The organism is Acidiphilium sp. PM, from assembly GCF_000219295.1.
GTDB classification, from domain to species: domain Bacteria; phylum Pseudomonadota; class Alphaproteobacteria; order Acetobacterales; family Acetobacteraceae; genus Acidiphilium; species Acidiphilium multivorum.
The window spans coordinates 1-17,577 of record NZ_AFPR01000130.1; the positions used below are offsets into that span (position 1 = coordinate 1).

A 17,577-nucleotide genomic window follows, 5' to 3' on the forward strand; every position below is an offset into this window, starting at 1 on the left:
CGGGGCGGCGTGGCGCTCGGCGGCGACGAAGAGGCGGCGGGACGGCGGGAAGGCGGCGAGAAACGCCGCGAGCGGGGCCGGCTCGGCGATGTCGGGGATGGTCAGGCGCTCGGACTGTTCGGCGGCCTCGGTGGCGATGGCGGCGAGGCGGTCGGCGCGCAGGCGGGCGGGCTGGGTGCGGGCGGTGAGCACGGGCACGAGGCGGGAGACGCCGAGCTCGGTGGCCTTCTCGACGACGAGTTCGGTCATGTCGCGCCGGAGCGGGGCGAAGCAGAGCCAGCAATCGGGTTCGGGTTCGGGCGCGCGGGTGCGCGCGCCGAGGACGAGGGTGGCGGCGCGGCGGTCGAGCGCGCCGATCGTCGCGGCGAATTCGCCGGAACCGGCGTTGAAGACCAGCAGCGGATCGCCGGCGCGGCGGCGCATCACGGCGCCGAGGTAGTGCGCCTGGGCCGCGGATGTGGCAAGGGTCGCGCCGGGCGACAAGGGTGATGGAAGGTGCAGACGGATGAGCGAGGCCATGGCTGACCCTGTAGCAGGCGGGACAGGTTTTACCGATATCCGGGCCGGGGGATGGGTGGCGCGGCTGCCGGCGCGGCTCAGGCCGTTCGCGCTGCTGGCGCGGCTGGACCGGCCGATCGGCGTGTGGCTGCTGTTCCTGCCGGGGCTGTGGAGCATCCTGCTGGCGCGGGCGGGGGTGTGGACGACACTCGGCCTGATCGCGCTGTTCGCCGTGGGCGCGGTGGTGATGCGGGCGGCGGGATGCGTGGTGAACGACCTGTGGGACCGCGAGCTGGACCGCAAGGTGGCGCGGACGGCGGGGCGGCCGCTGGCCTCGGGCGCGGTGTCGGTCCCGGCGGCGGTGGCGTTCCTGCTCCTGCTGCTGCTGGCGGGGCTGGTGATTCTGCTGATGCTGGGGCGGACGGCGCAGATCCTCGGCGTTGCCTCGCTGGTGCTGGTGGCGTTCTACCCGGCGGCGAAGCGGGTGACCTGGTGGCCGCAGGTGATGCTCGGCTTCACCTTCGGCTGGGGCGCGCCGCTGGGCTATGCCGCCGCGCACGGGGCGCTGGGCTGGCCGGTGCTGCCGCTCTATGCCGGGACGATCCTGTGGATCCTCGGCTATGACACGATCTACGCGCACCAGGACCGCGAGGACGACGCGCTGGCGGGCATCAAGTCCTCGGCACTCAGGCTCGGCGGGCGGACGCGGCTGTTCGTCGCGCTGTGGTATGCGGGGATGCTGGCGCTCATCGCCGCGGCGATGGCGGTGGCCGGGATCGGGCGGGACGGGCTGATCGCGCTCGCGCTGCCGGGCGCGCTACTGGCCTGGCAGGTCGTGCGGCTCGATATCGACGATCCGGCGCGCTGCCTCGCGCTGTTCAAGCTGAACCGGTGGGTCGGGCTGCTGGTGGGGCTGGCGATCCTGATCGGGCGATGAGGGACGCGGCCGCGTTCATCCGCGCGAGCACGGCGTGGACGGCGCCGGCGCTGGTGCCGGAGATCGGGCTGCATCTCGCCACCGAGATCACGCCGATCTGGCAGGCGACCGAGGAATTCCTCGCCGAGAGCGGCATCGCCCCGCCCTACTGGGCGTTTGCCTGGCCGGGCTCGATCGCGCTGGCGCGGCATGTGCTCGACAACCCGGAGACCGTGCGCGGCCGGCGGGTGATGGATTTCGCCGCCGGGTCGGGCCTGGCCGCGATCGCCGCGGCGAAGGCGGGGGCGGCGCGGGTGACGGCGGTGGAGATCGACCCGGTGGCGGGGGCGGCGATCGGGCTCAACGCGGCGGCGAACGGTGTCGCGGTCGAGATCGTGATCGGCGACGCGACTGGCACCGCGCCGGCGCAGGACCTCATTCTCTGCGGGGATGTCTGCTATGAGAAACCGATGACCGCGCATATCTGGCCGTGGCTGCAACGCTGCGCTGCGACGGCGGAGGTGTGGATCGCCGATCCGGGCCGCGCCTATGTGCCGCGCGCGGGGCTGGCGGAATTCGCCCGCCGCACGGTTCCGACCCTGCACGAACTCGAAAGCCGGAGCGCGCGGGAGACCGTGCTGTACCGGATCGCGGGCGCTTGACAGTGAATTGACCCTCGCCACCTCGGGGACTAAGCAGGTGCAGCATTTCAATTTCGTCATGAGACGACCGGCAGAAAGGTGGTGACGAGCATGCAGGATGTGCGCGAAGCGCTCATGCAGGGGCGCAACTCGACAGGCGGGACGGTCCGCCGGCCCTTGTCACCCCATCTGCAAGTCTATCGCCCCCAGATCACCTCGACCCTGTCGATCCTGCACCGGATCACCGGCGTCGCGCTGTCGGCCGGGGCGGTGCTGCTTTCGCTCTGGCTGGCGGCGGCGGCGACCTCGTCGGGCGCGTTCTCGGTGGCGCAGGCGATCGTCGGCTCGATTCTCGGGATGATCGTGCTGTTCGGCTTCACCTTCGCCCTGTTCTACCACTTCTGCAACGGCATCCGGCACCTGCTGTGGGATGCCGGGGTCGGCTTCGAGCTGCCGAGCGTGCATCGCTCCGGCGTGGCGGTGGTGGTGGCGGCCGGCGGGCTGACCGTGCTGGTCTGGCTGGTCGGGCTGGTGCTGCTGTGAGCGCGGCGGGGGGAGACAAGTCGATGAGGATCATGCGTTCGGCACTCGGCCGCGCCCGCGGCATGGGGGCCGCGAAATCGGGCGTGCATCACTGGTGGGCGCAGCGGCTGACCGCGCTGGCGCTGCTGCCGCTCGCGCTCTACGCCGTGCTGTCGGTGCTGCTGCTGGAGGGCGCGAGCCAGGCCGAGATGCTGCGCTACATGGCCGAGCCGTGGAACGGGGTGCTGTTCCTCGCCCTCGTGATCGCGCTGTTCTATCACCTGCAGCTGGGTTTGCAGGTGGTGATCGAGGACTACATCCGCTCCGAGGGCAAGCGGCTCGCGGTCATGCTCGCGATGCGGGCGACGGCCGGGTTCTTCGGGCTGCTGGCCATCATCTCGGTCCTGAAACTGTCCTTCTGATCCGCCGCCTGGGGAAATCACCGTCATGAACGCAATGTCGAAGCCGTCGCTCGGCGCCTACACGATCATCGACCATACCTATGACGTCATCGTCGTCGGGGCCGGCGGGTCCGGCCTGCGGGCGACGCTCGGCATGGGCCAGGCCGGGCTGAAGACCGCCTGCATCAGCAAGGTGTTCCCGACCCGCAGCCATACCGTGGCCGCGCAGGGCGGCATCGGCGCGGCACTCGGCAACATGGAGCCGGACGACTGGCGCTGGCACATGTATGACACGGTCAAGGGCTCGGACTGGCTCGGTGATCAGGACGCCATCGAATACATGTGCCGCGAGGCGATTCCGGCGATCCACGAGCTGGAGCATTTCGGCGTGCCGTTCAGCCGCACCGAGGACGGCAAGATCTACCAGCGGCCGTTCGGCGGGCACATGAAGGATTTCGGCCAGGCGCCGGTGCGCCGCGCCTGCGCCGCCGCCGACCGCACCGGCCACGCCATCCTGCACACGCTGTACCAGCAGAGCCTGAAGGCGGATGTGGAGTTCTTCGTCGAGTATTTCGCGACCGACCTCATCATGGACGACGAGGGCGCGTGCCGCGGGGTGATGGCCTGGTGCCTGGAGGACGGGACGATCCACCGCTTCCGCGCGCAGCTGGTGGTGCTGGCGACCGGCGGCTATGGCCGCGCCTATCTCTCCTGCACCTCGGCGCATACCTGCACCGGCGATGGCGGCGGCATGGCGCTGCGCGCCGGGCTGCCGATGCAGGACATGGAGTTCGTGCAGTTCCACCCGACGGGCATTTTCCCGGCCGGCTGCCTGATCACCGAGGGCGCGCGCGGCGAGGGCGGATACCTGACCAACGCCGAGGGCGAGCGCTTCATGGAGCGCTACGCGCCGACGGCGAAGGACCTCGCCTCGCGCGACGTGGTCTCGCGCTCGATGACGATCGAGATCATGGAAGGGCGCGGCTGCGGGCCGAACAAGGACCACATCCTGCTCCATCTCGAAGGGCTGAAGCCGGAGCAGCTGCATGAGCGGCTGCCGGGGATTTCGGAGACCGCGCGGGTGTTCGCGGGCGTCGACGTGACCAAGGCGCCGATCCCGGTGCTGCCGACCGTGCATTACAACATGGGCGGCATTCCGACGAACTATCGCGCCGAGGTGCTGCGGCCGACCAAGGACAATCCGGACGCGATCGTGCCGGGGCTGATGGCGGTGGGCGAGGCGGCGTGCGTTTCGGTGCACGGCGCGAACCGGCTCGGCACCAACTCGCTGCTCGACCTCGTGGTGTTCGGCCGGGCGGCGGCGCACCAGGCGGCGAAGGTGGTCACGCCGGGCGCGAGCCAGCCCGCCCTGCCCGCCCGCGCCGGCGAGGCCTCGCTCGACCGGCTGGACGCGACGCGCCACGCCAAGGGCGGCACCACCGTGGCCGCACTCCGCGACCAGATGCAGCGGACGATGCAGAACCACGCCGCGGTGTTCCGCAACTCCAAGACGCTGAAGGAAGGTGTCGCGAAGATGTCCGGCCTGTGGCAGGGGCTGAAGGATATTTCGGTGTCCGATCGCGGGCTGATCTGGAATTCCGACCTGATGGAGGCGCTCGAGCTGCACAACCTGATGGGCAACGCGATCACCACCATGGCCTCGGCCGAGGCGCGGCACGAGAGCCGCGGGGCGCACGCGCATGACGACTTCCCCGAGCGCGACGACGCCGAGTGGATGAAACATTCGCTCGCGCATTGCTCGGATGAAGGCGAGGTGGCGCTCGACTACCGCCCGGTGCGGATGCAGACGCTGACCAACGACGTTTCGGTGTTCCCGCCGAAGAAGCGCGTCTACTGAGAAAGGGTTTCGAACCATGGCCGAACTGACCCTCCCGAAGAACAGCCGCGTGACCCAGGGCAAGACCTACAAGGCCGAGCCGGGGGCGACCCGGGTGAAGAGCTTCAAGGTGTATCGCTGGAACCCCGACGAGGACGCCAATCCGCGTGCCGATACCTATGAGATCGACCTCGACAAGTGCGGGCCGATGGTCCTGGACGCGCTGATCAAGATCAAGAACGAGATCGACCCCACCCTCACCTTCCGTCGCTCCTGCCGCGAGGGGATCTGCGGCTCCTGCGCGATGAACATCGACGGGACCAACACGCTCGCCTGCCTCAAGCCCATCGAGGAGGTGAAGGAGGCGGTGAACATCAACCCGCTGCCGCACATGCCGGTGGTCAAGGACCTCGTGCCCGACCTCAACCAGGCCTATGCGCAGTATCGCTCGATCGAGCCGTGGCTGCAGGCCGAAACGCCGCCGCCGCCGGATGGCGAGCGCAAGCAGAGCGTCGAGGAACGCGCGGAGCTGGACGGGCTGTGGGAGTGCATCCTGTGCTTCTGCTGCTCGACCTCCTGCCCGTCCTACTGGTGGAATGGCGACCGCTATCTCGGCCCGGCCGTTCTGATGGCGGCGTATCGGTGGATCGCGGATTCGCGCGACGAGGCGACCGGCAAGCGGCTCGACGCGCTGGAAGATCCGTTCAAGCTCTATCGCTGCCACACGATCATGAACTGCACGCAGACCTGCCCGAAGGGGCTGAACCCGGCGAAGGCGATCGGCAAGATCAAGCAGATGATGGTCGAACGCCAGGGGTGATCTCCGGCGGGCGTTCGGATGCGGGAAGGGCCGGCGGGTTGCGCCGGCCCTTTTTTCATGGCCGGGCGGTCAGCTTCGTTTGCGTTTCGGTGGCTGGTAGTTGATCGAATTCGGGTCGTGGATGGCGGCGATTTCCCATTCCGAGGGCAGCGAATCGGGGTCGAGCCAGCGGCTGCGGCGGAAATCGCGGCGCATCAGCAGGAAGAACGGCGCGGTCAGCAGGAAAATGACCAGGCCGATGACTGCGCCGAAGGCGCGGGCGAACGGATAGACCGCCAGTTCGGCGATGAAGATGACCGCGAGCACGGCATAGGCCGCGACCACGAGGCGGGCGAAGACGTGCCACAGGCGGATCATCACCAGCTTGCCGGAATTGAGCGCCCAGGCCATGAGTACGCCGGCGGCGATCAGCGGAAAGAACATGATCTTGCCGTAGTGGAAATAGGTGGCGGGGGAGGCGTTGCACCAGACCGTCCAGGCATCCAGGGCGGCGATCGCGATGGCGAGGAACCCGGGGATCGGGACGCCGGCCCATCTGGCGTTCGCCGGGATCCCGAAGGGGCGGTTGCCGGGGCGTTCGGTGGTCGGCACGGAGGCATGACGGTGCTTCGCGGTCATCCGCGCGGCAGGCGGATGACGAAGCGGGCGCCGATGACCGCGCCCTCGGGGTCGCGGCGGTTCTCGGCGGTGATGCGGCCCTGATGGGCCTCGACGATCTGCCGGGAGATCGACAGGCCGAGGCCGGAATGGTTGCCGAAGCCCTCGCCCTGCGGGCGCTCGGAGTAGAAGCGGTCGAACACGTGGTCGAGCTTGGCATCGGGGATGCCGGGGCCCTCGTCCTCGACGGCGAGTTCGACGATGCTGCCGGTGACGCGGCCGCGCAGCCAGATCTTGCCGCGCTGCGGGCTGAAGGAGATCGCGTTGCCGATCAGGTTGCGCAGGACCTGGACCAGCCGTCCCTCGGCGCCGCGGACGACGAGGCCGGTCTTCGGCGCGTCGAGCACCATCACCGGCGCGTCGTCCTCGCGGGTGGACTGGTGGATCTCGGCGAGGGCGGCGAGGATGGGGGCGAGGTCGACCGGCTCCAGCGCGGTGCGCGACATTTCGGAATCGAGGCGCGAGGAATCACTGATGTCGGAGATCAGCCGGTCGAGCCGGCGGACGTCCTGCGAGATGATGTCGAACAGGCGGGCGGCGCGGGCGGGATCGTCCGTCCGGCGGACGGTCTCGACGGCGGAGCGGATCGAGGAGAGCGGGTTCTTGATCTCGTGCGCGACATCGGCGGCGAAGCGCTCGATCGCGTCCATCCGCGCCCAGAGGGCGTGGGCGGATTCCTCGAGGGCGCGGGCGAGGACGCCGATCTCGTCGTCGCGGGCGGCGATCGGCGGGGGCACCGGCTCGGTCATCGCGCCGCGGCCCTCGCGCAGGCGGCCGGCCGAGGCGGCGAGGCGGAGCAGCGGCGTCGCGATGGTGCGGGCGAGATAGACCGAAAGCAGCACGGTCAGCACCAGGGCGAGCACGAACAGGCCGAGGATCGATACCCGCACGGCGAAGACCGCGCGGTCGACCTCGGTCGCCTCGCGGGTGAGGAGCACGGCGCCGACCGTGTTCTTGGCGCGGACGATGGGCTCGGAGACGGTGATCAGCAGCCGGCCATCGGCGGCGCGGCGGATGAAGGGCGGCGCCGCGTGCGAGGGCTTGGCGCCGGTGAGCTTCAGCACCTCGCGCACGCTGGGCTGCCAGCCGAGGCCGGAGCCGCCCTTGCCGTCCTGCCCGGAGGTGACCTCGGAACTCGGCAGGAAGGCGACGAACTGGTCGTAGAGGAAGCTGACGGCGCGGGCGAAGTCGCCGCGCGGCTGCACCGGCGGCAGCGGCTCGGTCACGATCGCCCCGCCCGGCCCCTGGCGGATGCGCGAATTGGCGATCACCCGTCCATCCGCCCCGTAGACCAGGGCCTGGGCGTTCGGCGTCGGCTCGGTCAGGCGGTAGAGCAGCGGGCGGGCGAGGTCCGGCTTCAGCGAGGGCTGGTCCGACGCGTTGGACTGCACCGCCGATTCGGCGAGCGCGCCGGCATAGATCCGCGCCTGCTCGCGCAGCGCGGTGACCTCGGCGGTGAGCAGGCCGTGCTGGTACTGGTCGAGATAGAGCAGCGCCGCGACGATGAGGGCGAGCGGCAGGGCGTTGACCAGCAGGATGCGCCGCAGCAGCGGCGAGACCCGCCGCCAGCCGCGCCCGCCGGCGGGAAAGGAGGCCGCCGCGGTCATGCTTCCTTGTAGCGGTAGCCGATGCCGTAGAGCGTCTCGATCTGGTCGAACTCGTCATCGACGGCGCGGAACTTGCGGCGCAGGCGCTTGATGTGGCTGTCGATCGTGCGGTCGTCGACATAGACGTTCTCGCCATAGGCGGCGTCGATCAGCTGGTCGCGCGACTTGACCATGCCGGGGCGGGCGGCGAGCGCCTTGACCAGCAGGAACTCGGTGACGGTGAGCTGGATGTCCTGCCCCTTCCAGAGGCACTGGTGCTTGGTTTCGTCGAGCGTGAGGTCGCCGCGGCCGATGACGCCGGTGGGGGCGGCGCCGGACCCCTCGGCGCGGCTCGCCTCGTTGCGGCGCAGCAGGGCGCGGATGCGCTCGAGCAGCAGGCGCTGGCTGAAGGGCTTGGTGATGTAGTCGTCGGCGCCGAGGCGCAGGCCCATCAGTTCGTCGAGCTCGTCGTCCTTGCTGGTGAGGAAGATGACCGGCATGGCCGAGCGGGCGCGCAGGCGCTGGAGCAGCTCCATCCCGTCCATCCGCGGCATCTTGATGTCGAGCACCGCGAGGTCGGCCGGGCGGGTCATCAGCCCCTGGAGGGCGGATTCGCCGTCGGTATAGGTGCGGACGGCGAAGCCCTCCTGCTCGAGGGTCATCTGCACCGATTCGAGGATGTGGCGGTCGTCGTCGACCAGGGCGATCGTCTGTTTCATGGGTTTTGCCTTGCAGCCGTCTTTCGTCGCAGTATCCGGATCTGACGTGACGGGAATATGGCGCCGATGCAAGAGCCCAGGGACATCCAGAACGACATCCACCGCGAGGCGCGGCTGCTGCTGCGGGCGGCGCGGGTGGGCAGCCTCGCGGTGATCGAGGACGAGTATCCGGCGATCGCCCTCGTCACCCCGGCGGTGACGCCGGAGGGCGACGTGGTGGTGCTGCTCTCGCAGCTTTCGGCGCATACCAGGGCGCTGGACCGCGATCCGCGCTGCGCGCTGATGGTCAGCGGGCCGCCGGCGGAGGCGAATCCGCAGACCAGCCCGCGCCTGTCGCTGGTGTGCGACGCGGCGCGCTCGGACGCGCCGGAGGACCGCGAGCGCTACCTCGCCATCCACCCCTATGCCCGCGCCTATGCCGGGTTCGGCGATTTCGGGATCTACCGGCTCACCCCGGTCGCGGCGCGGTTCGTCGGCGGATTCGCGCGGGCGGCGACGCTCGATGTCGAGCGGCTGTCGCCAAGGACGGCGGCGTTGCAGGACCAGGCGGCGTGCCGCGCGGCGATGGCGGCGGCGAATGACGGGCTCGGCGCGCGCCTCGACGAGGTGGCCGCGCGGCACGGCGGCAGCGGCAGCGGCAGCGGCTGGCGGATGGTGACGCTCGACCCCGACGGGTTCGATCTCGGGCGCGAGGACATCGTGCTGCGCGTCGCCTTCGGGCGGATGTTGCGGGTTTATGAAGATGCGCTCACGAATTTGGCAGACGGCGCGACGCATGGTTGAGTTTCGCTGAGCGCGGTCGAATTTTCGCTTTTCGGGTTTGGAAAAACCCGTAAGGGACGGCATATAGCGAAAATCGAACATGAAGTCGAAGCCAAGAAAGACCAGAGCCGTGACGCCAAACCCGACGAATCCCGACTCCGAGGCCGCCCGACAGGCGGCCATCCTGGCCCCGGCGGGCATTGCCCGCGCCGCCGCCCTGCACGCGAACCTGACCGCCCCCGCCCTCGTCACCCACGCGCTGCGCCGCGGCGAAGGCCGGCTTTCCGCCGATGGCGCGCTGATGGTGCAGACCGGCGTGCATACCGGCCGCTCGGTCGCCGACAAGTTCGTGGTGGACGAGCCGCAGACCAGCGCCGATGTCTGGTGGGGGAGCGTGAACCAGAAGCTCTCCGCCGCGCATTACGCGACGCTGCGCGGCCGGGTGCAGGCCTTCCTGCAGGGGCGCGAGCTGTTCACCCAGGACCTGTTCGCGGGCGCCGATCCGAAAAACCGCATCCGGGTGCGCCTCGTCACCACCAATGCCTGGCAGGCGCTGTTCGCGCGGAACATGTTCATCCGCCCGGCCGCGGCGGAGCTGGACGGGTTCGAACCGGATTTCGTGATCCTGCACGCGCCGGAATTCGAGGCCGACCCGGCGGTGGACGGGGTGCGCTCCTCGACCGCGATCGCGCTGTCCTTCGCGGAGCGGCGGATCGTCATCGCCGGGACGCAATATGCCGGCGAGATCAAGAAATCGATCTTCACGGTGATGAACTGGCTGCTGCCCGAACGCGGCGTGCTGCCGATGCATTGCAGCGCCAATATCGGCCGGGACGACGACGTCGCCCTGTTCTTCGGCCTGTCGGGCACCGGCAAGACCACCCTCTCCTCCGACCCGGCGCGCCGGCTGATCGGCGATGACGAGCATGGCTGGGGGCCGGATGGCGTGTTCAATTTCGAGGGCGGCTGCTACGCCAAGGTGATCGACCTCTCGGCCGAGGCGGAGCCGGAGATCTTCGCCGCGAGCCACCGCTTCGGCACCGTGCTGGAGAACGTGGTGGCGGACGCGCAGGGGGTGGTGGACCTCGCCGACCGCAGCCTGACCGAGAACACCCGCTCGTGCTACCCGATCGAGTTCATCCCCAATGTCGAGCCGACCGGGCGGGGCGGGATGCCGCGCAACGTGGTGATGCTGACGGCGGATGCGTTCGGGGTGCTGCCGCCGATCGCGAAGCTGACGCCGGCGCAGGCGATGTATCACTTCCTCTCCGGCTACACGGCGAAGGTGGCGGGCACCGAGAAGGGGCTGGGCCGCGAGCCGCAGGCGACCTTCTCGACCTGTTTCGGCGCGCCGTTCCTGCCGCGGCCGCCGCGGGTCTATGGCGAGCTGCTGGCGAAGCTGATCGCCGAGCATGGCGTCTCGTGCTGGCTGGTGAACACGGGCTGGACCGGCGGGGCGTTCGGGACCGGGCGGCGGATGTCGATCCGGCATACGCGCGCGCTGCTGAACGCGGCACTTTCGGGCGCGCTGGAGGGCACGAGCTTCCATCCGGACCGGGCGTTCGGGCTGATGATTCCCGATGCGGTCGAGGGCGTGCCGTCGGCGGTGCTGGACCCGCGCGAGGCCTGGGCCGACAAGGCCGCCTATGACCGGCAGGCGGCGGAGCTGGTGGCGCGGTTCGAGGAGAACTTCAAGCGCTTCGCCGAGACGGTGGACGACGAGATCCGCAACGCGGCGATCCGCCCGGCGGCCTGACGCCGCCGCCCGCCGGCACCGACGAAAACGCCGCCCCGGGGAGCCTCGGGGCGGCGTTTGTTCGTTTTTTTTATCTGTCGCTTCGGCGCCCGCGCGGGGCGCCGCGCGGATCAGTTGTTGTGCTGGGCCTGGGCCGGCGCGGCCGGGGCGGCGTGGCCGGTCTTGAACTGGGTGCCGTAGGCGTTGTTGATCTTCTGCACGAGCTGGTCGTGGGTGTTGCCGAAGGTGGCGGCGTTCGCGGCGACCGGGGCGATGGCGCCGAGGGCGGCGATGAGGGCGATGGCGCGGGTCAGCTTGTTCATGGGAGTCTTCCTTTATGCTTTCGTGTTCAGGCTTGTCATCCCGGAGCGGCGCTCCGTCTGACCGTCCATATGGCACATTTGCTGCGGTGCAATAACGGGTCGGGTACACCTATCACCTATACGGCAGCGGCATGAAACCGGCGGCGGGGCGGCCGGCCCCGTCCGTCTCCGTATGGGTGACGGCGCGGCGCTTTTGGCCTTATTCTGCGCGCCATGACGATCGACGAGCAGCTTCTCGCCTGGGCGCCGGAATTTTCCGCCTGGCGCCGCGATTTCCACGCGCATCCCGAACTCGGCTATCAGGAGCGCCGCACCGCGGCGCTGGTGGCGGAGCGGCTGGCGGCGTTCGGCCTGGAGGTGACGACCGGGGTGGGCGGCACCGGGGTGGTCGGCACGCTGCGGGCGGGGTCGGGGAACCGGGCCATCGCGCTGCGCGCCGACATGGACGCGCTGCCAATCGAGGAGGCGGGCGACGCGCCCTGGCGCTCGACCACGCCGGGGACGATGCATGCCTGCGGGCATGACGGGCACACCACGATGCTGCTCGCCGCGGCGCGCTACCTCGCGGCGACGCGGCGGTTTTCCGGGACGATCCATTTCATCTTCCAGCCCGCCGAGGAGGGCGGCGCCGGGGCGCGGGCGATGCTGGAGGACGGGCTGCTGGAGCGGTTCCCGTTCGATTCGGTGTTCGGCGCGCATAACGACCCGCTGCTGCCAGCGGGGGTGGTCTCGGCCTCGCCGGGGACGGTGAACGCGGCGTCGGACACGCTGCGGATCCGGCTGACCGGCAAGGGCGGGCACGCGGCGCGGCCGCACCAGGCGATCGACCCGATCGTCGCCGGGGCGCAGATCGTGGTCGGGTTGCAGAGCCTGGTGGCGCGGCGGGTGGCGCCGCTCGATTCGGCGGTGGTCTCGGTCTGCACCTTCCATGCCGGCAGCGCCAACAACGTGATTCCCGAGGTGGCGACCCTGTCGGGCACGGTGCGCACGCTGATGCCGCACGTGCAGGACCAGATGGCGCGCGACATTCCGGGCCTGGTGGCCGAACTCGCCGCCGCCGCGGGGGTGGCGGCGGAGGTCGGCTACGAGCGGGGCTATCCGCCGGTGGTCAACGATGCCGGCGCCGCCGCGTCCTTCGCCGAGGCGGCGCGGGGGGTGGTGGGCGCGGCGCAGGTGCGGACCACCATGCCGGCCTCGATGGGCGGGGAGGATTTCGCCTTCTACGCGCTGGAGCGGCCGGGCTGCTTCTTCCGCATCGGCCAGGCGGACGGCGAGCGCGGCTCGGTGCCGCTGCATCATCCGCGCTACGACTTCAACGACGCGATCATTCCGCTCGGGGCGGCGCTGTTCGCCGCGATCGCCGCGCGGGAACTGCCGGCTTGAACCTGCTCGGGCCCGGGCTGAACGCCTTCCTGCTCGGGTTTCCGGCGCTGCTGTCGATCGTCAATCCGCTGGCCGGGGCGATCATCTTCAACGAGATCACCGGCAATGCGAGCCGGCCGGTGCGGGCGACGCTGGCGCGCAAGGTGGGGGTGAACAGCGCCGCGGTGATGCTCGTCTCGCTCTGGGCGGGCAGCTATATCCTGAGCTTCTTCGGCATCACGCTGAACGCGCTGCGGCTGGCCGGCGGCGCGGTGGTGGCGAGCCGGGCGTTCCAGATGCTGAACGCGCCGGAGGTGACCGAGGCGCGTAAGCAGGCGCAGGCGGCGAGCTCGCTGCCGGCGCCGGACCAGGACCCGGACGAGATCGCCTCGATGGCGTTCTTTCCGCTCACCCTGCCCTTCACCACCGGGCCGGGGACCATCGCCGTCGCGGTGACGCTGGGGACGGAACGGGGCGCCTTCGGCACGCCGCTCGGCGCGTTCTACGCCGGCATGTCGCTCGCGGCGGTGGCGATCGCGGCGATCACCTGGGTGAGCTATGCGGCGGCCGACCGGCTGGACGTGATCCTCGGCGCGACCGGGCGGCGGGTGCTGTCGCGGCTGGCGGCGTTCATCCTGCTCGGGATCGGCGTGCAGATCATGCTGTCCGGCGCCATTCCGGTGCTGCACCAGGCGCTGGCCGGGTGAGCGCCTGAGCGGGCGCCGGCGCGCAAGGGGGGCGGGCCGGGAACGGCCCCTGCGAAAAACGCAGAACTGCGGCAGTGGCACTTACTCGTAACGCACCTTATCATCTCGGCTGCTATGTCCCAGTTGCCCGCCGAACCCGACCTGCTGCTGCTGCTGCACGATGTGGCGCGGCTGCTGCGGCTTGAAATCGACCGCCGCGCGAGGCTGCACGGCATGAACCGCGCGCAATGGGCGATGCTGATCAAGCTCGCCCGGCATCCGGGCCTGTCGCAGAAGGATCTCGCCGAGTTGCTGGAGGTGGAGCCGATGAGCGTCGCGCGGCTGACCGACCGGCTGGCGGCGCGCAACCTGGTGGAGCGGCGGGCCGACCCGCGCGACCGGCGGATCTGGCGGCTGCACCTGACCGAGGCGGCGCGGCCGTTGCTCGCCGAGATCGAGGCCCAGCGCGGCGCGGTCGCGGCGCTGATCGGCAGCGGGCTCGCCCCGGAGACGATGGATACGCTGGTCGGGGAGCTGCTGCGGATCAAGGCGACGCTGCTCGGCGCCGGGCGCTGCGGCGGCGCGGCACATGACGAAACGGGAGCGTGCGCGGCGGCGCCGGGCGGGATGGCCGCCGCTTCCGGCGACGATACCACGGCACAAGCCGAACAGGAGATGGTCTGATGTCCCAAACGAGTACCGCAACCGGCCCCGTGGCCCGCGAAGCCGAGATGCGCCAGGAGGCGACGAGGGGACGCAGCCGCTCCGGGCGGATGCTGCGCCCGTTGCTGATGATCGGCGGCGTGCTGGTGATCCTCGGCGCGATCCTGGTCTACTGGCTGCTGAGCGGCGGCACGGTGAACGTGACCGATACCTATGTGCGGGCGGCGCGGGTCGCGCTGTCGACCGACGTGTCGGGCCTCGTCGAGACGGTCGATGTCCATGACAATCAGCAGGTGAAGAAGGGGCAGGTGCTGTTCACCCTCGACCCGTCGCGCTTCAGGGTGGCGATCGCCCAGGCGAAGGCGAACCTCGCCGAGGTGGGCCAGGAGATCGAGGCGACGCGGGCCGGCTATCGCGCCGAGATCGCGAAGATCCGCACCCAGCAGTCGGTGGTGGACAACGACAGGCTGAACTTCGCGCGCTACGCGGCGCTGGTGCATACCGGCGGCGTGACGCGCACCGCCTATGACGATGCGAAATACAAGCTCCAGGGCGACGAGGCGACGCTCGCCTCGATGACGGCGCAGGCGGGCGTCGATCTCGCGAAACTGTCGGGCAACCCGAAGATCAAGATCGGGGACACGCCGCAATACAAGGCGGCGAAGGCGGCGCTGGCCACCGCCGAGCTGAACTACCGCCACTCGATCGTGCGCGCGCCCTTCGCCGGGGTGGTGACGGAGACCGACAAGCTGGAGCCGGGCATGTTCCTGCCGGCCGGCACCTCGGCCTTCGCGCTGGTCTCGACCAGCGATGTGTGGATCCGCTCGCAGCCGAAGGAGACCTCGCTGACCTGGGTGAAGCCGGGCGACAAGGTGAAGGTGCATGTCGACGCCTATCCGGGGCAGACCTGGCAGGGCGTGGTCGCCAGCATCTCGCCGGCCAGCGGATCGAGCTTCTCGATCCTGCCGGCGGAGAATTCCTCGGGCAACTGGGTGAAGGTGGTGCAGCGCATTCCGCTGCGGGTGAACATCACCGGCGGGCCGAAGGACCTCGTGCTGCGCAACGGCATGACCGCCGAGATCACCATCACCACCGGGCACCAGAACCGGCTTTCGGACCTGTTCTGAGCCGGGATGCGGCGGGAGCGCTGAACCATGGCCGGGCCGGCTTCGCACGAGGAGGAAATGCAGCTCAGCGGGCTGCCGCGGGCGATCGTCACGGTCGGCTGCATGATCGGCACGCTGATGCAGGCGCTGGACGCGACCATCGCCAACGTCTCGCTGCCCTACATGCAGGGCTCGCTCTCGGCCTCGTATGACGAGATCACCTGGGTCCTGACCTCCTACGTCATCGCCGCCGCGATCATGACCGCGCCGGTCGGCTGGCTGGCCGCGCAGTATGGGCGGAAGAACATCTTCCTGATCTCGCTGGTGGGCTTCACCGTCAGCTCGATGATGTGCGGCGTCGCCACCTCGCTCGGCGAGATGGTGATGGACCGGCTGCTGCAGGGCGTGTTCGGCGCCGCACTCGTGCCGCTCAGCCAGTCCACCATGCTGGACATCTACCCGGTCGAGAAGCGCGGCTCGGCGATGGCGATCTGGGGCGTCGGCGTCATGATCGGGCCGATCCTGGGGCCGACGCTGGGCGGCTATCTCACCTATTTCTACAACTGGCGCTACGTGTTCTTCGTCAACGTGCCGTTCGGCATCGCCGCGGTGCTGGCCCTCGGCGCGTTCATGCCGAAGCGGGCGCGGCGGCCGGCGAGCGGACAGTTCGACTGGATCGGCTTCGCCGTGCTGTCGCTCTTCCTCGGCTCGCTGCAGATCATGCTCGACCGCGGGCAGGAGAAGGACTGGTTCGGCTCGCCGGAGATCGTCACCTTCGCGGTGCTGGCGGTGATCGGGCTCTATCTCTTCATCGTCCACATGATGACGGCGAAGAACCCGTTCATCCCGCGCGGGGTGTTCGCCGACCGCAACCTCAATGCCGGGCTGATCACCATGTTCGCGGTGGGCTCGGTGCTGCTGTCGTCAGCGACGCTGATGCCGCCCTTCCTCGAGAAGCTCGGCAACTACCCGGTGGAGACGGCGGGGCTGGTGATGGCGCCGCGCGGCATCGGCACGATGGGGGCGATGATGCTGGCGGGGCGGCTGTCGAACCGGATCGACCCGCGCGCGCTGATGGCCGCGGGCTTCGCGCTGCTCGTCGTCTCGTTCTGGATGATGATGCAGTGGCTGCCCTCCTCGCCGCAGTCTTACATGATCGAGACGCTGATCGTGCAGGGAATGGGGCTCGGCTTCGTGTTCACCCCGCTGCAGGTCGTCGCCTTCTACACGCTGCCGCAGGCGCTGCGCACCCAGGGCACCTCGCTGCTCAGCCTGATGCGCAATATCGGCATGGCGGTGGGCATTTCCGTCACCGAGGCGGTGCAGGTGCAGATGGCGCAGGTGAACCACGCCACGCTCGCCGACCACGTGACGCCGTTCAGCCGCAACCTGCAGGTGGGCGGCGCGGTCTCGCGCCTGCTCGACCCGATGACCCATGCCGGGGCGGCGCTGCTGAACGCGACACTCGACCAGCAGGCGCAGATCATCTCCTTCATCGACGCGTTCAAGTTCATGATGGTCATCAGCATCCCGACCATGCTCTGCCTGCTGCTGATGCGCCGCCCGCCGCAGGCCGCCATGGCCGCGAAGGCGGAGAAGCCGGAAATGGCGGTCATGGAGTGATTTTGCGCCTCCACCCGCCCGCGCGGCGGGGGAGGCGCGAAATCACTTGGTGCCGAAGAGACGGTCGCCGGCGTCGCCGAGGCCGGGGCGGATATAGGCGTGCTCGTCGAGCTGCCGGTCGATCGCCGCGGTGTAGACCGGCACGTCCGGATGGGCGGCGTGCAGGGCGGCGATGCCTTCCGGGGCCGCGATGAGGCAGACGAACTTGATCGCCCCCGCCCCTGCCCGCTTCAGCCTGGTGACCGCCGCCGCCGCCGAATGGCCGGTGGCGAGCATCGGGTCGACCACCACGGTCAGGCGCTGGTCCATGTCGTCCGGGACCTTGAAGTAGTATTCGATCGGCTCGTGCGAGAGCGGGTCGCGGTAGAGGCCGACATGGCCGATGCGCGCCGAGGGCACGAGGTCGACCATGCCGTCGAGAATGCCGTTGCCGGCGCGCAGGATCGAGATGAAGCAGAGCTTCTTGCCGGAGACCTGGCGGGCCGTCATCGGCTCCAGCGGGGTTTCGATATGGACCGGCTCGGTCGGCAGGTCGCGCAGCACCTCGTAGCCCATCAGCAGGCTGATCTCGCGGACGAGGCGGCGGAAATCGCCCGTCGGCGTCGCCGCGGCGCGCAGCAGGGTGAGCTTGTGCGCGACCAGCGGGTGATCGACCACCATGACGTTGTCCGGCATTGCCTGCATCCCGATCTCCTGTCGCCCCGAGGTTCAGCGCCGGCG

19 protein-coding genes are annotated in these 17,577 nt (G+C 69.9%); 13 read left to right on the forward strand and 6 right to left on the reverse strand.

Going from position 1 to position 17,577, the window contains the following annotated elements; all coding sequences use genetic code 11:
* Window positions 1-519 (reverse strand): 16S rRNA (uracil(1498)-N(3))-methyltransferase (locus APM_RS06545; protein ID WP_007422564.1); only part of this gene is annotated, 519 nt, incomplete at its 3' end.
* Between APM_RS06545 and ubiA the strand changes: the two genes are divergently transcribed.
* The 6 genes from ubiA to APM_RS06575 all read left to right on the forward strand — a co-directional run bounded on the left by ubiA (window position 518) and on the right by APM_RS06575 (window position 5,635).
* Entirely contained in the window at window positions 518-1,435 is a 918-nt protein-coding gene (gene ubiA, locus APM_RS06550; RefSeq protein WP_007422565.1) for a 4-hydroxybenzoate octaprenyltransferase, read from the forward strand. The genes APM_RS06545 and ubiA overlap by 2 nt on opposite strands.
* Window positions 1,432-2,076, forward strand: a complete 645-nt coding sequence (locus APM_RS06555; RefSeq protein ID WP_007422566.1) for a methyltransferase — start codon at window positions 1,432-1,434, stop codon at window positions 2,074-2,076. The genes ubiA and APM_RS06555 overlap by 4 nt, the downstream gene beginning before the upstream one ends.
* Before the next feature lie 90 nt (window positions 2,077-2,166).
* Window positions 2,167-2,598 carry a succinate dehydrogenase, cytochrome b556 subunit gene (gene sdhC, locus APM_RS06560; RefSeq protein WP_012039693.1) on the forward strand — a complete coding sequence of 144 codons (432 nt, stop codon included), beginning with the start codon at window positions 2,167-2,169 and terminating at the stop codon, window positions 2,596-2,598.
* Between the two features lie 23 nt (window positions 2,599-2,621).
* Window positions 2,622-2,999 (forward strand): succinate dehydrogenase, hydrophobic membrane anchor protein, encoded by a 378-nt coding sequence (gene sdhD, locus APM_RS06565; RefSeq protein WP_007422568.1) that lies wholly within the window; start codon window positions 2,622-2,624, stop codon window positions 2,997-2,999.
* Window positions 3,000-3,024: 25 nt separating this feature from the next.
* Complete coding sequence (gene sdhA, locus APM_RS06570) at window positions 3,025-4,836, forward strand: succinate dehydrogenase flavoprotein subunit (protein ID WP_039887972.1); 1,812 nt, start codon at window positions 3,025-3,027, stop codon at window positions 4,834-4,836.
* A gap of 16 nt (window positions 4,837-4,852) precedes the next feature.
* Window positions 4,853-5,635: a succinate dehydrogenase iron-sulfur subunit gene (locus tag APM_RS06575; RefSeq protein WP_007422570.1), complete on the forward strand. Its 783-nt coding sequence runs from the start codon at window positions 4,853-4,855 to the stop codon at window positions 5,633-5,635.
* A gap of 69 nt (window positions 5,636-5,704) precedes the next feature.
* Here APM_RS06575 and APM_RS06580 read toward each other — a convergent pair whose 3' ends face one another.
* The 3 genes from APM_RS06580 to APM_RS06590 are packed head-to-tail and all read right to left on the reverse strand — an operon-like array spanning window position 5,705 to window position 8,597.
* Complete coding sequence (locus tag APM_RS06580) at window positions 5,705-6,253, reverse strand: hypothetical protein (RefSeq protein WP_007422571.1); 549 nt, start codon at window positions 6,251-6,253, stop codon at window positions 5,705-5,707.
* Window positions 6,250-7,899 carry a stimulus-sensing domain-containing protein gene (locus APM_RS06585; RefSeq protein ID WP_007422572.1) on the reverse strand — a complete coding sequence of 550 codons (1,650 nt, stop codon included), beginning with the start codon at window positions 7,897-7,899 and terminating at the stop codon, window positions 6,250-6,252. The genes APM_RS06580 and APM_RS06585 overlap by 4 nt, the downstream gene beginning before the upstream one ends.
* Window positions 7,896-8,597: a response regulator transcription factor gene (locus APM_RS06590; RefSeq protein WP_007422574.1), complete on the reverse strand. Its 702-nt coding sequence runs from the start codon at window positions 8,595-8,597 to the stop codon at window positions 7,896-7,898. The genes APM_RS06585 and APM_RS06590 overlap by 4 nt, the downstream gene beginning before the upstream one ends.
* Window positions 8,598-8,663: 66 nt before the next feature.
* Here APM_RS06590 and APM_RS06595 point away from each other — a divergent pair, with 66 nt between their 5' ends.
* Both APM_RS06595 and APM_RS06600 read left to right on the forward strand, forming a co-directional pair.
* Window positions 8,664-9,380 carry a HugZ family protein gene (locus APM_RS06595; protein ID WP_241763121.1) on the forward strand — a complete coding sequence of 239 codons (717 nt, stop codon included), beginning with the start codon at window positions 8,664-8,666 and terminating at the stop codon, window positions 9,378-9,380.
* Window positions 9,381-9,459: 79 nt separating this feature from the next.
* Window positions 9,460-11,115: a phosphoenolpyruvate carboxykinase gene (locus APM_RS06600; RefSeq protein ID WP_012039696.1), complete on the forward strand. Its 1,656-nt coding sequence runs from the start codon at window positions 9,460-9,462 to the stop codon at window positions 11,113-11,115.
* A 110-nt stretch (window positions 11,116-11,225) separates the two neighbouring features.
* Here APM_RS06600 and APM_RS06605 read toward each other — a convergent pair whose 3' ends face one another.
* Window positions 11,226-11,417 carry a hypothetical protein gene (locus APM_RS06605; protein ID WP_013640440.1) on the reverse strand — a complete coding sequence of 64 codons (192 nt, stop codon included), beginning with the start codon at window positions 11,415-11,417 and terminating at the stop codon, window positions 11,226-11,228.
* Window positions 11,418-11,630: 213 nt separating this feature from the next.
* On the opposite strand from APM_RS06605, the gene APM_RS06610 reads away from it, so the two are divergent.
* The 5 genes from APM_RS06610 to APM_RS06630 all read left to right on the forward strand — a co-directional run bounded on the left by APM_RS06610 (window position 11,631) and on the right by APM_RS06630 (window position 16,857).
* Window positions 11,631-12,800, forward strand: coding sequence for an amidohydrolase (locus APM_RS06610; protein WP_007422576.1), 1,170 nt, complete (start codon window positions 11,631-11,633; stop codon window positions 12,798-12,800).
* Window positions 12,797-13,486, forward strand: coding sequence for a MarC family protein (locus tag APM_RS06615; RefSeq protein WP_007422577.1), 690 nt, complete (start codon window positions 12,797-12,799; stop codon window positions 13,484-13,486). The genes APM_RS06610 and APM_RS06615 overlap by 4 nt, the downstream gene beginning before the upstream one ends.
* A gap of 114 nt (window positions 13,487-13,600) precedes the next feature.
* Entirely contained in the window at window positions 13,601-14,149 is a 549-nt protein-coding gene (locus tag APM_RS06620) for a MarR family winged helix-turn-helix transcriptional regulator (protein ID WP_007422578.1), read from the forward strand.
* Window positions 14,149-15,255 carry an HlyD family secretion protein gene (locus APM_RS06625; protein WP_012039699.1) on the forward strand — a complete coding sequence of 369 codons (1,107 nt, stop codon included), beginning with the start codon at window positions 14,149-14,151 and terminating at the stop codon, window positions 15,253-15,255. The genes APM_RS06620 and APM_RS06625 overlap by 1 nt, the downstream gene beginning before the upstream one ends.
* 27 nt (window positions 15,256-15,282) lie before the next feature.
* Window positions 15,283-16,857 (forward strand): DHA2 family efflux MFS transporter permease subunit, encoded by a 1,575-nt coding sequence (locus APM_RS06630; protein ID WP_007422580.1) that lies wholly within the window; start codon window positions 15,283-15,285, stop codon window positions 16,855-16,857.
* A gap of 42 nt (window positions 16,858-16,899) precedes the next feature.
* Here the strand turns inward: APM_RS06630 and upp are convergent, their stop codons facing one another.
* Window positions 16,900-17,541, reverse strand: coding sequence for a uracil phosphoribosyltransferase (gene upp / locus APM_RS06635; protein WP_007422581.1), 642 nt, complete (start codon window positions 17,539-17,541; stop codon window positions 16,900-16,902).
* Window positions 17,542-17,577 lie beyond the last annotated feature (36 nt).